The organism is Ensifer adhaerens, assembly GCF_013283195.1.
Taxonomy (GTDB): Bacteria; Pseudomonadota; Alphaproteobacteria; order Rhizobiales; family Rhizobiaceae; genus Ensifer; species Ensifer adhaerens_G.
The window spans coordinates 3314040-3328910 of record NZ_JABEKT010000001.1; the positions used below are offsets into that span (position 1 = coordinate 3314040).

14 protein-coding genes are annotated in these 14871 nt (G+C 62.2%); 10 read left to right on the forward strand and 4 right to left on the reverse strand.

The window, feature by feature from the left end:
- The first annotated feature begins 187 nt into the window (after positions 1 to 187).
- Positions 188 to 1105 carry a hypothetical protein gene (locus tag LPJGGPFB_RS15820; RefSeq protein ID WP_234902824.1) on the forward strand — a complete coding sequence of 306 codons (918 nt, stop codon included), beginning with the start codon at positions 188 to 190 and terminating at the stop codon, positions 1103 to 1105.
- Here LPJGGPFB_RS15820 and LPJGGPFB_RS15825 read toward each other — a convergent pair.
- Positions 1086 to 1535 (reverse strand): GatB/YqeY domain-containing protein, encoded by a 450-nt coding sequence (locus LPJGGPFB_RS15825; protein ID WP_173420771.1) that lies wholly within the window; start codon positions 1533 to 1535, stop codon positions 1086 to 1088. The genes LPJGGPFB_RS15820 and LPJGGPFB_RS15825 overlap by 20 nt on opposite strands.
- A gap of 326 nt (positions 1536 to 1861) precedes the next feature.
- On the opposite strand from LPJGGPFB_RS15825, the gene carA reads away from it, so the two are divergent.
- Complete coding sequence (carA, locus tag LPJGGPFB_RS15830) at positions 1862 to 3067, forward strand: glutamine-hydrolyzing carbamoyl-phosphate synthase small subunit (protein ID WP_173420772.1); 1206 nt, start codon at positions 1862 to 1864, stop codon at positions 3065 to 3067.
- A 96-nt stretch (positions 3068 to 3163) separates the two neighbouring features.
- On the opposite strand, the gene LPJGGPFB_RS15835 is transcribed toward carA, so the two are convergent.
- Entirely contained in the window at positions 3164 to 4054 is an 891-nt protein-coding gene (locus tag LPJGGPFB_RS15835) for a LysR substrate-binding domain-containing protein (RefSeq protein ID WP_173420773.1), read from the reverse strand.
- Between the two features lie 115 nt (positions 4055 to 4169).
- Here LPJGGPFB_RS15835 and LPJGGPFB_RS15840 point away from each other — a divergent pair, with 115 nt between their 5' ends.
- The 3 genes from LPJGGPFB_RS15840 to LPJGGPFB_RS15850 all read left to right on the forward strand — a co-directional run bounded on the left by LPJGGPFB_RS15840 (position 4170) and on the right by LPJGGPFB_RS15850 (position 6303).
- On the forward strand, positions 4170 to 4931 hold the full coding sequence (locus LPJGGPFB_RS15840) for an SDR family oxidoreductase (RefSeq protein WP_173420774.1): 762 nt from the start codon (positions 4170 to 4172) through the stop codon (positions 4929 to 4931).
- Between the two features lie 24 nt (positions 4932 to 4955).
- Complete coding sequence (locus tag LPJGGPFB_RS15845) at positions 4956 to 5843, forward strand: NAD(P)-dependent oxidoreductase (protein WP_173420775.1); 888 nt, start codon at positions 4956 to 4958, stop codon at positions 5841 to 5843.
- A gap of 154 nt (positions 5844 to 5997) precedes the next feature.
- Positions 5998 to 6303 (forward strand): helix-turn-helix domain-containing protein, encoded by a 306-nt coding sequence (locus tag LPJGGPFB_RS15850; protein WP_173420776.1) that lies wholly within the window; start codon positions 5998 to 6000, stop codon positions 6301 to 6303.
- Positions 6304 to 6442: 139 nt separating this feature from the next.
- Here LPJGGPFB_RS15850 and LPJGGPFB_RS15855 read toward each other — a convergent pair whose 3' ends face one another.
- Positions 6443 to 7645 (reverse strand): pyridoxal phosphate-dependent aminotransferase, encoded by a 1203-nt coding sequence (locus LPJGGPFB_RS15855; RefSeq protein ID WP_173420777.1) that lies wholly within the window; start codon positions 7643 to 7645, stop codon positions 6443 to 6445.
- A gap of 480 nt (positions 7646 to 8125) precedes the next feature.
- Here LPJGGPFB_RS15855 and LPJGGPFB_RS15860 point away from each other — a divergent pair, with 480 nt between their 5' ends.
- From LPJGGPFB_RS15860 to LPJGGPFB_RS15870, 3 genes are all read left to right on the forward strand, one after another.
- The gene (locus LPJGGPFB_RS15860; protein WP_173420778.1) at positions 8126 to 10471 is read left to right on the forward strand and encodes a marine proteobacterial sortase target protein; all 2346 of its coding nucleotides are present in this window, start codon (positions 8126 to 8128) and stop codon (positions 10469 to 10471) included.
- Positions 10461 to 11129 carry a class GN sortase gene (locus tag LPJGGPFB_RS15865; protein WP_173420779.1) on the forward strand — a complete coding sequence of 223 codons (669 nt, stop codon included), beginning with the start codon at positions 10461 to 10463 and terminating at the stop codon, positions 11127 to 11129. Before LPJGGPFB_RS15860 ends, LPJGGPFB_RS15865 begins: the two co-directional genes overlap by 11 nt.
- A 125-nt stretch (positions 11130 to 11254) precedes the next feature.
- The gene (locus LPJGGPFB_RS15870; protein WP_234902825.1) at positions 11255 to 12397 is read left to right on the forward strand and encodes a PQQ-dependent sugar dehydrogenase; all 1143 of its coding nucleotides are present in this window, start codon (positions 11255 to 11257) and stop codon (positions 12395 to 12397) included.
- A gap of 11 nt (positions 12398 to 12408) precedes the next feature.
- Here LPJGGPFB_RS15870 and LPJGGPFB_RS15875 read toward each other — a convergent pair whose 3' ends face one another.
- A complete protein-coding gene (locus LPJGGPFB_RS15875; RefSeq protein ID WP_173420781.1) occupies positions 12409 to 12837 on the reverse strand; it encodes a hypothetical protein in 429 nt (142 codons plus the stop codon).
- 119 nt (positions 12838 to 12956) lie between these two features.
- On the opposite strand from LPJGGPFB_RS15875, the gene LPJGGPFB_RS15880 reads away from it, so the two are divergent.
- On the forward strand, positions 12957 to 13853 hold the full coding sequence (locus tag LPJGGPFB_RS15880) for a DMT family transporter (protein WP_173420782.1): 897 nt from the start codon (positions 12957 to 12959) through the stop codon (positions 13851 to 13853).
- Between the two features lie 704 nt (positions 13854 to 14557).
- Entirely contained in the window at positions 14558 to 14773 is a 216-nt protein-coding gene (locus tag LPJGGPFB_RS15885; RefSeq protein WP_077504822.1) for a cold-shock protein, read from the forward strand.
- Positions 14774 to 14871: the final 98 nt, after the last annotated feature.

A 14871-nucleotide genomic window follows, 5' to 3' on the forward strand; every position in this document is an offset into this window, starting at 1 on the left:
ACAGGGCACAATGGCCATGCCCGCAATTCACAGGCCATGACAACGGCAATTGTAAACCCGGCTTGCTGTGCGCCGCGATCAACACACGTTAAACGAGAGTTTATTTCTACACGCAGGCCGTGTCTCGACCTTGACTCCGGTCCGGCCCGATAGGATGAATTCGCCTCCCGACCTCGGATCCCGCATCATGGCCCTCTCCGTCGAAGCACTTGCATCCAGCGCCGGCTTCTTCAATGCCGTGCTCAGCTATGCGCGCGGCATGGTCGCGATGTATGGCGCAAACCCGCGGCTGGCTTCGATCTTCGCCTCGCAGCAGCGCTGGCTGATGGCCCAGTCGGGCCTTGCCCTCTACCATGAGCGCAACCCGCAGGATCCGGCAAGCGGTCTCTATTCCGGGCGGTTCATCGACTATATCGTCGCAAACGACATCGCCAGCCGCAACACGGCCGCCTCGTTCACGCAGGAGATGGTCGCCTATCGCTTCGCCCGCCATATCGCCGATCGGCCGGACAAGCGAGCCCGGCCGCTGGAGCCGACCGAGGCAGCCCTCGACTACGTCTGGAAATGGCTGCACGCCCATTTGACGATTTTGGACGCGCTCGACGGCGGCACAAGGACGGTTACGCTCGAGCAGACCCCTCACCTGTTTGCCCGGCTGCAGCCGGCCATCGCCCACGCCCTCGTCGGCAACGACCGGGTGCGCCGGCCCGGGCCGACCTTCGATCTCTTCACCTGGGTCAATTCCGGCGGCGTCGTCATGGACGACCTCTTCTCGCGCATCACGGCGTTTGATCCGGAGGCGGAAAGCGCCGATATCGGCGTCGTGTCGTCGAGCGATCTCAGCGAGCGCTTCATGATCTCGAAGACGCATCTGAAGCGCATCTTCGGCAAGGCGTCGGAACTTGGCAGCATGGGGTGGGATGGCCTGCCTGGGCGTGGCAGCGTCTGGCTGTCCAAGGGCTTCATCCGGGAATATTGGGAATATCAGGCGGAGAAATTCGCGCTGATCGACCAAGCCTATGCAGGGCTTGCCGGCACGATCAGTGCCGCAACGGCGCCCGCTGCAGGTGAGCGGGCGCTGTCGATTACTTCAGCAGGTCCTTGACCAGGCCCGAAGCCTTGGCGAAGTCCATCTGGCCGGGATAGCGCTCCTTGAGAGCGTTCATGCACTTGCCCATGTCGCGCAGGCCATGCGCACCGGTTTCCTGGATGACGGAGGCACAGAGTTCGCGAACCTTGTCTTCCGGCAGCTGCGCCGGCAGGAACTGGTTGATGATGACGATTTCCTGGCGCTCCTGCTCGGCAAGCTCCGGCCGGCCGCCCTGATCGTAGATCCGGGCCGATTCCTCGCGCTGCTTGATCATCTTGGCGAGGATCTGCAGGATCTCTTCATCGCCGACCGGATCCTTGCCGAGACCGCGGTTGGCGATATCACGATCTTTGATTGCAGCCTGGATCAGTCGCACGGTCGAGGTGCGCCGCGTATCCTTGGCCTTCAGGGCTTCTTTCAGTACCTCAGCGAACTGGTCGCGCATGTCTTTCTCCATGTCGAAGCCGGCCCGCGGTGCTCATGCCCGGAACCGGTTCGATGCGTCAATGTTGTCGTCGTCTTAAACCAGTGTGGCAGGTGCAATCAAACGGATTACACAACCCCTTGAATTATAAGGAATTTTATTTCCGGACAATTCACGGCGGCCGGTTGACCGGGCTTTGCGCTTTGGCTATTTTCCCGCACCTGCACGACATCGGCATGTGAGCACTTTTCGCGGGGATTCCGCGCGTCCATGCCTGAGCACATGAAATGGCGATCAGCCGCCGGGCTTTCAAGCCCCGCGCTCCACGCCGCAACGGGATAGGAACGATGACCGCGACACCCGCATGGACCACTGAAAAACCCACCGCATTGCTCGTTCTTGCCGATGGCACCGTCATCGAAGGCAAGGGCATCGGCGCAACCGGCAAGGTGCAGGCCGAAGTCTGCTTCAACACGGCGCTCACCGGCTACCAGGAAATCCTGACGGACCCTTCCTATCTCAGCCAGATCGTCACCTTCACCTTTCCCCATATCGGCAACATTGGCGCCAATGACGAGGACATCGAAGACCTGACGCCGGCAGCACGCCACGGCGCGGTCGGCGTCATCTTCAAGGCCGACATCACCGAACCGTCGAATTACCGCTCCGTCAAGCACCTCGATGCATGGCTGAAGGCGCGCGGCATCATCGGCCTTTGCGGCATCGACACCCGGGCATTGACCGCCTGGATCCGCGAAAACGGCATGCCCAACGCCGTCATCGCCCACGACCCCTCCGGCGTCTTCGACATCGAGACGCTGAAGGCAGAAGCCAAGGCCTGGAGCGGTCTCGAAGGCCTCGACCTTGCCAAGGTCGCCACGTCAGGCCAGTCGTCGCAGTGGACCGAGAAGCCCTGGGTCTGGGACGAAGGCTATTCCACGCTCGGCGAGACCGAGGCCGCCTATCACGTCGTCGCACTCGACTACGGCGTCAAGCGCAACATCCTGCGCCTCTTCACCGGCCTCAATGCCCGCGTCACCGTGATGCCGGCAACGACGAGCGCCGAAGAAGTGCTTGCCCAGAAGCCGGACGGCATCTTCCTCTCGAACGGCCCGGGCGACCCGGCGGCAACCGGCAAGTATGCCGTGCCGGTCATCCAGGACCTGTTGAAGAGCGACATTCCGGTGTTCGGCATCTGCCTCGGCCACCAGATGCTGGCGCTGGCGCTGGGCGGCAAGACCGAGAAGATGCACCAGGGCCACCATGGCGCCAACCACCCGGTCAAGGATCACACGACGGGCAAGGTCGAAATCGTCTCCATGAACCACGGCTTCGCAGTCGATTCGAAGTCGCTGCCGGAAGGCGTTGAAGAGACTCACATTTCGCTGTTCGACGGAACCAATTGCGGCCTGCGCGTCGCCGGCAAGCCGGTGTTCTCGGTGCAGCACCACCCGGAAGCCTCGCCAGGCCCGCAGGACAGCCACTACCTCTTCCGCCGGTTCATGAACCTGGTGCGCGAGAAGAAGGGCGAACCGGCACTCGCCGAGCGCTGAGCGCACGACCGAGACAGGTATTGAAGGCCCGCTCCGAGCGGGCCTTTTCGTTTCGAGCATCCGCCTTCGCTGCTGCCAATGCCTATCCATCGGGGCCTATCCGGCGGGCAAACGCGCGACAATGAAATCGACGACCGCGCGTACCGACGGCAACTGACCGCGCCGATGCGGCATCAACAGCGTCGTGGTGACGCTGCCCGCCTCCCAGTCCGGCAGCACGCGCACAAGGCTGCCCGCCTCCATTTCCGTCCGGCAGATCTTTCGAGGCAATGCCGTGATGCCGAGGCCGGAGACCGCGGCCGAAAGCAGCACATGGGATTCGTCCGCGAGGAAACGCGGCATCGGGCGGACCCGGACGACCACACCCGCTTCGTTGCGCATCGTCCATCCCTCCGAGGTCAAAGATGCCAGGAGGCCGTCGTGACGGGAAAGGTCGCTGGGGTCGCGCGGGTGTCCGCGATTTTCCAGATAGGCCGGTGACGCCACCAAGAGGATAGCATCCGTCGCCACCCGCCGCTGCACCATGCCGGAATCGGGCAACGGCGCGAAGTGGTCGCGCACGGCGATGTCGAAGCCCTCCTGCACGACATCGACGAAGCGGTCGGTCGCGTGCAGCATCACCCGCATCTTGGGGTATGCGAGCGCCAGCGGCGGCAGGAGGTCCGCCAGCATCATCTGCGCCGTCGGCACCGAAGCGGTGATCCTGACCGTGCCGCTCGGCTCGGCAAGCCGGCCCTTGACGACAGCCTCGGCTGCCTCAGCCTCGATCAGCATCGCCGCGGCGTGCCGATAAAAATCCTCGCCGATCTCGGTCACGGTGAAGCGGCGCGAGGTACGGTTGATCAGCCGCACGCCGAGCGTTCGTTCCAGTTCGGCCACACGCTTGCTCAGGGTCGATTTCGGCACGTTCAGCGCCCGCGCCGCCGGCGCGAACCCCTTGTGATCGACAACATGGGCAAAGACTATGAAGTCATTGAGATTGCGCATCGCAGGCTCCATTGTCTACAAATGTGGACGATAGATCCACATTTGCCTATCTTACGCAATATCGTCCACGAAATTATCTCTTCCCTATCGAAACCGAACATCGAAGGAAGAGACAATGGGTATCTATCAGGACAGGAAAGCAGTCGTCATCGGCGGCACGCACGGCATGGGCCTCGCCACAGTCGAGCGCCTCGTCGACGGCGGCGCCGAGGTGCTTTTGACCGGCAACAACGAGGCCAACCTCGCCCGGATCCAGGAGCGCTTCGGCTCACGCGTCCATGCGGTCAAATCCGATATCTCCGATCTTGGCGCAATCGCCGTGCTCGGGGCGACGGTTGGGCAGAAACTGGGCTCGATCGACCTTTTGCACGTCAACGCCGGTACATCACTGCTCGAGCCCTTCGATCAGGTAACGGAGGCCTCCTATGATCGCCAGTTCACCATCAACACCAAGGGCGCCTTCTTTACCGTCCAGCGGCTGACGCCGCTGATCCGCGACGGCGGCTCGATCGTCTTCACCTCGTCTGTCGCCGATGTCGGCGGCCATCCGGGCATGGCGGTCTACAGCGGCAGCAAGGCGGCGCTGATCTCGTTTGCCTCGGTCTTTGCCGCCGAACTGCTGCCGCGCGGCATAAGGGTGAATTCGGTCAGCCCCGGCTTCATCGATACGCCCACCAAGGGCGTGTCTGGCATCACCGACGCCGAGCGCGCCGAGTTCAAGGCATTGGGCGATGCGATCACGCCGATGGGCCGCAACGGCACAGCCGATGAAGTCGCCCGCGCGGTGCTGTTCCTCGCGTTCGACGCCACCTTCACCACCGGTGCCCGCCTCACCGTCGACGGCGGCCTCGGCCAGCAATTGTCGCCTGCAGCCTGAACCCTACCAAAGTAGAGAAATCAGATGTCCAAAAGCATTTCTATCATCGGCCTAGGTGCCATGGGCACGGCGCTTGCCAACGCGCTCATCGCCGCAGGCAATAGCACCACCGTGTGGAATCGCACGCCGGCACGAGCTGACGCTCTCGTTGCCCGCGGCGCCCACCGGGCCGAAACGGTCGGTGAGGCCATCGTAGCAAGCGATCTGATCGTCCTTTGCCTCACGGACTACGTCGCCGTCGAAGCCACGCTTGCCGAGGTCGCCCCCATGCTTGCCGGCAAGACCGTCATCAACCTCACCAATGGTCGTCCGGACGAAGTCCGGGCGGTCGCCACCCGACTAGGCGGACACGGCGCGCGCTATCTCGATGGCGGCATCATGGCGACGCCACCGATGATCGGGACGCCGGACGCCTTCATCCTCTATAGCGGCGGCAGCGATGCCTTCGAGACGGCACAGGAACAACTGGCTGCCTTCGGCCAGAGCCACTATCTCGGCGAAGACCCCATCCTCGCCGCGGTCAGCGACCTCGCTCTGCTGTCGGCGATGTACGGCCTCTTCGGCGGCTATCTGCACGCAACAGCGCTTGCCGGTAGCGTCGGCTTTACGGCAAGGCAGTTCCTGCCGCTGGTAGAGCCCTGGCTTGCCGCGATGATGACGGCGCTGCCCGACTATGCCGAGCGGATCGACAGCGGCGATCATGCCCGCGACGTCATGTCGAACCTCGCGATGCAATCGGTGGCAATCAGCAACATTGTCGCGACGAGCCGCAGCCAGGGTATCGATCCGGCATTCATGGAGCCGATCGAAAGGCTGGCGCAAAAGCGTCTTGCAGGCGGCTTCGGCAGCGACGAGATCTCCGGCATCATCGAGGCGATGAGAGGAAAAGAGGACGCTGGCCTCAGCCGGTAGCAAGGCACGGGCAAAAGTCCGCTTGGCCGATCACCGACAGACCGGCTCGGACAAACGGCGCAGCAAGGGCCCGCGGTCGAAACGCCGCGGCGCCCTTGCTTGCAGTTGACCCGCTGCAGCCCTTCGCGCATCCTCCCTGCAACTGGAGGTGACGATGATTACAGGTTCACAGTGCCGCGCCGCACGGGCGCTGATCGAGATTTCGCGCGAAATGCTGGCGAGCTTTTCAGGCGTCAACGAAGATACGATCCTGAAGTTCGAGCGCAAGCTGGAGACGCCCGCCGACACGGTGGTCCAGTCGCTAACCCATGCGCTCGAAAATGCTGGCGCCATGTTCCTGCCGGAAGGTGAGCGTGGCATTGGCGTCTGCCTGAAGTTCACCCGCTCCGAGGCCCGCCGCCTTTCCATCCTCGAAAGCGAAGGCGGTGTCGTTGGCGACGACGAAGTGCCGGGCGCGTAAAGCAAGTGCCGATTCAAAACTGATTTCAACTCCTTAACCGGTCGACCTGAATCAGTTTGCCCGTGTCTTGAATCCTTTTACCAACAAAAAAGCCCGCCGTCGCCGGCGGGCTTTTTCTATGTATTGCAGTGCCTCAAACTTACTTGCAGGCTGCGCAGAAACGCTGGATGCGGCGGCAGGCTTCCTCGAGCTGCGTTTCCGACGTCGCGTAGGAAATACGGAAGTTCGGGCCGAGGCCAAAAGCCGAGCCGTGCACGACGGCAACGCCTTCGGATTCGAGCAGCTCGGAGACGAAGTCTTCGTCGGTCTCGATCACCTTGCCCGAAGGCGCGGTTTTGCCGATCAGGCCGGCGCAGGACGGGTAGACGTAGAAGGCGCCTTCCGGCGTCGGGCACGCGATGCCCTTGGCCTGATTCAGCATCGACACCACCAGATCGCGACGTCCTTCGAAGATCCTCTTGTTCTCGGGAATGAAGTCCTGCGTGCCGTTGAGCGCCTCGACTGCAGCCCACTGCGCGATCGACGTCGCACCCGAAGTCTGCTGGCCCTGGATCATGTCCATAGCCTTGATGAGCTGCAGCGGGCCGGCTGCGTAGCCGATGCGCCAGCCGGTCATGGCATAGGCCTTGGAGACGCCGTTCATCGTCAGCGTGCGGTCATAGAGGCCGGGCTCAACTTCGACCGGGGTTGCGAACTTGAAGTCGCCGTAGGTCAGGTGCTCGTACATGTCGTCGGTCAGGATCCAGACATGCGGATGCTTCATCAACACGTCGGTCAGCGCCTTCAGTTCGGCATGGCTGTAGGCAGCGCCTGACGGGTTCGACGGCGAATTGAAGATGAACCACTTGGTCTTCGGCGTGATCGCCTTGTCGAGATCAGCTGGCTGGAGCTTGAAGTTGTTTTCCTGCGTCGTCGCAACGGTCACCGGCGTGCCGCCGCACAGCGCCACCATCTCCGGGTAGGAAACCCAGTAAGGTGCCGGGATGACGACTTCATCGCCAGCGTTGAGCGTCGCCATGAAGGCGTTGAAAAGAATCTGCTTTCCACCGGTGCCGACAATCGTCTGGGCAGCGGTGTAGTCGAGGTTGTTCTCGCGCTTGAACTTCTTGGCGATCGCCTCGCGCAGTTCCGGAATGCCCGAAACCGGCGTGTACTTCGTCTCGCCGCGGTTGATCGCGTCGATCGCCGCCTTCTTGATATTGTCAGGCGTATCGAAATCCGGCTCCCCTGCACCAAGGCCGATCACGTCGCGTCCCTTCGCTTTCAGCTCGCGGGCTTTCTGCGAAACGGCGATGGTGGCGGAAGGCTTTACACGGGAAAGAGCATCGGCAAGGAAGGCCATGATGAAAGGTCCTGATCGTTTCGAGACGCGGTGAGCGCTACGGAACGAAAAAGCCAGGCTCCATAGCGGTTAGGTCTATGTCGAAAGACGCCCGGTCTTGCAAGCGCCAGGGCCTGAAAAACCGCGCGAATGCGGGCAAAATGCGTCACCATGACAAAGTTTCATGAGTGCGATCAGCAAAGGCGATTGCCGCCCGATGCTTGACGGGCGTCCGTCGGCAACCACAACGGGATGCATGTCCTGCGGCACCCGTGATCACGCCTCGTCTCTTGCGGGCGCTCCAGCTCGCACGGATGGGATTGATCCGGAACGGCCCGCGATCCTGATTTATTCAAAAAAATCAGCGGAATTCCGCAATTTTCGCAATGCCATAATTTGGCCACGACAACTGTCGCGGTCCGCCGCAATTCCGTCCCGCAACAGCCGGTTTCCGGGCCTTTCCTCGCATGATCCGAACGCATGGCATCACGGGGGTATGCAATGTTTCTCGACGACGAAATCGCTGAATCACGAACACGGCAAAATGAAGCACGCTGGGGCATGTATCTGGCGCTGGCAGCGCTTGCCGCCTGCATCGTGATGTTCCTCGGCCTGATGACCCAGGCCTCCGCCCAGACAGCAAATCCGCAGCCGCAGCAGATGGCGGGTTATGTCAGGCCTAACGACATGGGCACCGGCGCACTGCTCTTCCCATCGAAGGAGCCGGGCTATTTCGTCGAGGCGCCGCGCCTGGCGACCGACGTTCAGATCGACGTCAACGGCCCGATCATGCGCACCCGCGTGACGCAGCGGTTCGAAAACCCGAGCAAGGGCTGGGTCGAAGGCACCTATGTCTTCCCGCTTCCCGATGATTCCGCGGTCGACACCCTGAAGATGCAGATCGGCGACCGTTTCATCGAAGGCCAGATCAAGCCGCGCCAGGCCGCCAAGGAAATCTACGAGCAGGCCAAGGCAGAGGGCAAGAAGGCAGCGCTTCTCGAACAGCAGCGCCCGAACCTCTTCACCAATCAGGTCGCCAATATCGGCCCGGGCGAGACCGTGGTGGTGCAGATCGAGTACCAGAGCGGCGTGCACCAGTCGAACGACGCCTTTACCTTTCGTTTCCCGATGGTGGTGGCGCCCCGCTACAATCCGCAACCGATCGTCCAGACCGTCGATCTCGACAGCCGCTCGGGCTATGCCGTCAGCGATCCGGTTCCCGATCGCCAGAAGATCGAGCCGCCGGTGCTCGACCCGCGCGAAAACGCCAAGATCAACCCGGTGACGCTGACGGTCAACCTCAAGGCCGGCTTCCCGATCGCCGAGGTGACCTCGGCCTTACATGAGATCGATACGGTCACGATCGACCAGTTGAGCCGCCGGATCACGCTGAAAGCCGGCAGCGTCCCGGCCGACCGGGACTTCGAACTGAGCTGGAAGGCGGTCGAAGGCAAGAGCCCCTATGCCGGGCTCTTCCGTGAGACCGTGGGTGGCAAGACCTATCTCCTGTCCTTCGTCACCCCTCCGGTCACAGCGACCGAGGCCGACAAGCCGGTCAAGCGCGAAGTGGTCTTCGTCATCGACAATTCCGGCTCGATGGCCGGCCCGTCGATGGAGCAGGCGAAGGAAAGCCTGGCACTGGCGATCTCACGGCTGAAACCGGAGGACCGTTTCAACGTCATCCGCTTCGACGACACGATGACCGTGCACTTCCCCGCGCTCGTCGAGGCGACGCCCGACAAGCGCGAGAATGCCATCGCCTTCGTGCGCGGCCTGACCGCCGATGGCGGCACCGAAATGCTGCCGGCGCTGGAAGCGGCCCTGCGCACGCAGGGACCGGTCGCACCGGGAGCACTTCGCCAGGTGGTGTTCCTCACCGACGGCGCCATCGGCAACGAAGGCCAGCTGTTCCAGGAAATCCAGAATAACCGCGGCGACGCCCGCGTCTTCACGGTCGGCATCGGTTCGGCACCCAACAGCCACTTCATGACCAAGGCCGCCGAGTACGGTCGCGGCACCTTCACGCTGATCGGTTCGGAGAGCCAGGTGGCAGCCCGCATGGGCGAGCTTTTCACCAAGCTCGAAAGCCCCGTCATGACCGACATCTCCGCGACCTTCGAAGGTGCGGCCACAGGCGACATCACGCCCAACCCGATGCCCGATCTCTATCGCGGCGAACCGGTCGTGCTGACGGCCGAACTTGCAGGGACTGCACCGGAAGGCACGATCCGCATCGTCGGCAAGGCCGGCGACCAGCCCTTCCGCGTCGAGATGGACATCGCCAAGGCCGCAACCGGCGAAGGCATCGCCAAGCTCTGGGCCCGCCGCAAGATTGACGATCTCGAGGCAAGTGCGTCATCGATCGCGGACCCCGCATCGCTCGACAGGCGGATCGAAACGGTGGCCCTTGCCCACCATCTGGTCTCGCGCGTCACCAGCCTCGTCGCCGTCGATGCCACGCCGTCGCGGCCCTCTGGTGAAAACCTGACCGCAACCGATGTGCCGCTCAACCTTCCGGCCGGCTGGGACTTCGGCAAGGTTTTTGGTGAGAAACCTGATCCAAACGGCGCAGTCGACGAACGTGAGGCTTCGGCCGAAAGTCAGACGAAGCTGGCGATGGTGACCGCCGACCGCATGCTGGCGGCGCCGACCGCGCGCGCGGCCGGCCTGATTGCCGAGGCCAACAACCAGGTGAACCTGCCGCAGACGGCGACCGAGGCAGACAAGCAGATCCTCATCGGCCTGACGCTGCTCGCCTTTGCGCTTGTTGCCGGCAGCACCTTCGTCTTCTGGCGCGGCCAGATCGCCGCCCTCGTCATCGCAGGGGTTCGACGCCATGGCCGCTGACGACGGCCTGCCCGGGCCACGCCCGGGCTTCCTCGCCCGTCTCTCGGCGATCGAGACCATCGTCGTCGCGATCATTGCCCTGATCGCCCTTGCCGGCCTGATGCTGGTCGGCAAGGGGTTTTACATGAAGGCCAAGGCCGAAGTTTCCCAGGTGCTGTTGAAGAAGAGTTTCGAGGCGCAGTTGCACGGCGAGGCCGACGGCAAGCCCTGGCCCTGGGCCGATTTCGAAACCACCGCCGAAATCACGGCGCCGCGCATCAACCGTTCGGCGATCGTGCTGAAGGGAGCAAGCGGCCAGGCGCTTGCCTTCGGGCCTGCCTGGCTTGCCAACACTCCCCTTCCCGGCGACGAAGGCACCTCCGTTATCGCCGCCCACCGAGACACACATTTCCGCTGGCTGAAGGACGTATCCCCAGGCGATCTACTGGTGCTGACCCGCAAGGACGGGCGGCGCTTTCTGTTTCGTGCCGGCGAGGGCCGGGTCGCGCGTTGGGACGAAAGCGGCATCAATTCTGCCGCCAGCGGCCACAAACTCGCGCTTGCCACCTGCTTCCCCTTCGATGCGATCGAGCCCGGACCGATGCGCTACATCGTGACCGCCGAACTGGTGGGCGAGCAGCATCCGGTGCCGCTGACCACAGGTTCGATCTCGAAATAAAGCCTTTTTGATCCGATGTGACTTGAACCAAGCGGACGACCGCTCCAGCTTGCCATGCAACGGCATGGCAAGATCGGAGATATCGAATGCGGCAAGCGCAGGCATCCAGGCTGAAAACGGCCCCGATGAAACGGACGGTTCTGCCACTGCTGGCTGGCCTGGCTTTCTTTGCCCCTCCATTTGCCGCCGGCGCGCAGGAAACACGCGAATTCCCCTCTCAGCACGGTGACGTGCTGGTCGAGACGCTGGCTGCCGGGCTCGAACACCCCTGGTCGGTCGAAGTCCTGCCGGATGGCGGCTACATCGTCAGCGAGCGTGCCGGCCGGCTGCGCATCATCCGCGACGGCAAGGCCTCGGCGCCGGTGGCGGGCGTGCCTGAAGTGGCAGAACAGGGTCAGGGCGGCCTGCTCGACATTGCGCTCGCCCCCGACTTTGCCACCAGCCGCACGCTCTACCTGACGTTTGCGGCCAATGGCGACGGCGGCTTTGGCACGGCGCTGGTAAGGGCGACATTGGCGGCTGATGACAAGAGCCTGACCGATATCAAGGAACTCTTCCGAATGAACAGGCTGACCCGCAAGGGCCAGCATTTCGGCTCGCGCATCGCGTTCGCGCCTGATGGCAGCCTATTCTTCGGCATCGGTGACCGCGGCGATCGAAACCGCGCCCAGGATCTGCACGATCATGCCGGCGCCATCCTGCACATCAACCCGGATGGCAGCATTCCCGCCGCCAACCCCTATCGCGGCGGCACCGAGGGCCTGCCGGAAATCTGGTCGAAGGGGCATCGCAATCCCCAAGGGATCGCCACCGATCCGAAGGACGGCACGCTTCTGACCGTTGAACACGGCGCGCGCGGCGGCGACGAGATCAACAACCCGCAGCCCGGGCACAACTACGGCTGGCCAGTGATCACCTACGGCAAGGACTATTCCGGTGCCGAGATCGGCGAAGGCACGGCAAAGGACGGCTTCGACCAGCCGCTCTACTATTGGGACCCCTCGATTGCGCCGGGCGCGCTTGCGGTCTACCGCGGCAAGATGTTTCCGGAGTGGGACGGCAGCCTGCTGGTCGCGGCGTTGAAGTATCAGCTGCTCGCCCGGCTGGAACGGGACGACACCGGCGCAGTCATCGCCGAAGAGCGGCTGTTCGACGGCGAGTTCGGCCGCATCCGCGATGTCATCGTGGCGCCTGATGGCGCGCTGCTGATGGTCACCGACGAAGAGGATGGCGCGCTGCTCAGGGTCTCCAAGGCGCCGACGCAGTAAGAGCCTCGACCTCACAGGCCGGCGCGAACATTTTTGCGGAACATGAACTTCAGGCCGGACCAGACCGCATCGACGGCACAGACCTTGGTGTCGACGACACCGAGCGGCAGGAAGATCTCGCGCAAGATGTCCTCCGTCAGCGTCGTCGGTACCTTCGATGCACGCTTCGGCCACGAGATCCACATCATGCCGTCAGGCTTCAGACTTGCGGAAAGACGCATCGCCGAGGCCTCCAAATCTGCCCTTTCCACGGCGAAGACGTGGATGTAGTCGTACCTGCGTAAGGCCGGGCCGTCGATGGCGGTGTCGCAGATGGCGAACCCGGGAAAGCCAGCGATGTCGTTGAGGTTATCGGGAACGCAAAGCAACAACGCCGACTGGCCGTCCCTCAAGCCCAGCTTGCGGACAAGCGGTGTTCCGGAATAGCCGCTGTCGCCCATTTCCCCCTCCCCGTCATCGCGGGCATTTCCGGCATCTCGCGCAGCCCGGTCAGCAACGATGAGCCTTGCCCGGAAAAATCGCAACTGATAGACGGCGGTGCATCTGAGGAGATGCAATCATGACCCGCGTTCAGGCCAATCTGTTCCTGCTGTTTTCCGGTGCCATCTGGGGTGCCGGTTTCGTCGCCCAATCGACGGCGATGCAGGCGATCGGCCCGCTCTGGTTCATCACATTGCGTTTTGCGATCGCAACGCTGGTCGCGCTACCGCTTGCCATCGTCGAAACCCGGCGGGCACCGCAGCCTTTGACCGGCACGACAGTGCGCAATTTCGCGTTTGTCGGACTTGCGCTTTTCGCCGGCGCAGTCACCCAGCAATATGGGCTGCTGACCACCAGCGTCACCAATTCCGGTTTTCTGACCGGCCTTTATGTCGTTTTCGTTCCGGTGCTGACGGTGATCTTCCTCCGCCGCAAGCCGCACTGGATCATCTGGCCCGGCGCACTGATGGCGCTGTTCGGCATCTTCCTGCTGAGCGGCGGGGCGCTGTCGAGCCTGACCGGCGGTGACTATCTGACCATTGTGTGCGCGCTCTTCTGGGCACTGCAGATGATGCTGGTCGGCATTTTCGCAGCCGGCAGCGGCCGACCGATGATGCTATCCCTGACGCAGTTCGCCGTCGTGGCCGTGCTGTCCTGTGCCGCCGCTTTGGCAAGCGAACCCTTGAGCATGGAGGCGATCAAGGGCGCGCTGCCGGAAATCCTCTATGCCGGTATCTTCTCCAGCGGTGTCGCCTTCATCTGCCAGGTCGTCGGCCAGCGCTATACCACGGCACCGCAGGCAGCGATCTTCCTGTCGAGCGAGGCGCTGTTTGCAGCCTTGTTCGGCGTGCTTTTGCTTGGGGAGATCATCACGCCCATCGGCTATGTCGGCTGCGCCATCATTTTTGCGGCAATGCTGGTGGTCGAACTCGTGCCGGAGCTTACAAAGAACCGGCGCGTGCAGGCTCCCGCCTAAGGCGAGACACGCCCTGGTCGGGAGATAGGCAGAACTATAACCGTTGAATTTGACGGGTACTGAACTGCTGCGTTACTTGTTGCTGCCCCCACCTGGAAAGCTGTTGCTTGACTTTGAAGCGCTTCCGCGCGCCGTAGAATTTTTCCATTATTACTTGCATGTTTTCTGCAGAGAAGACTGAAGACTCGAGTCGGGGCAGCGCGACAGCAAGAAGCTTCAAACATATCAGTCAGTTGCGAATTTATGCTGCGCACAGCGCGCCGATGGCGGCCACGTCTCTTGCGGCAAAATTGGGCGCAAACCACTCAACTTCTCGATACATTCGTTCAAAAAGCTGTGATTTCAACAGCTTGCGATGCATCCTAGATATCACCTGAAAAAACCGCAACTGACCGATTTTTGAGCAATGGCAAGACGCAATACCACTTCTAAAAAGTTTTGCTTGCCAATTCAAAATAAACCCATCAATCTTACTCTGTTCGGGCAATCTACGAGCACGGGAAGATCTTGAAATAAAAGCGGGCCGGAGACGCAAAAACTCCGGGTGGCCAGACTGGGGGGACGCTTTTTGCAACCTTTCCGATGGCTGGCTGCGGTAACAGGAACCTTTCCTCAAATATCGAGAACTGCCTGCCCAACGCCCAACCGGGCAAACTGCAATGCTACCCGTCCGTCAAACGGGTGGAGAGAAAAGGACCTGACGCATGGCCGAAACTGGCACTGTAAAATTCTTCAACACCGATAAGGGCTTTGGTTTCATCAAGCCTGACAATGGTGGTGCGGATATCTTCGTACACATCTCTGCTGTCCAGGCTTCCGGCCTGAACGGCCTGTCGGAAAATCAGAAGGTAAGCTTCGACACCGAACCGGATCGCCGCGGCAAAGGCCCGAAGGCGGTCAACCTGCAGGTCTCCGGCTAACACCGGATACTGCTGAAAGATTCAAGTTGAAGCCCGGCAGCGATGCCGGGTTTTTTTGTTCAGGCTCCGTTCAGTTTGGCGCGGTTAACCTTCTTTCA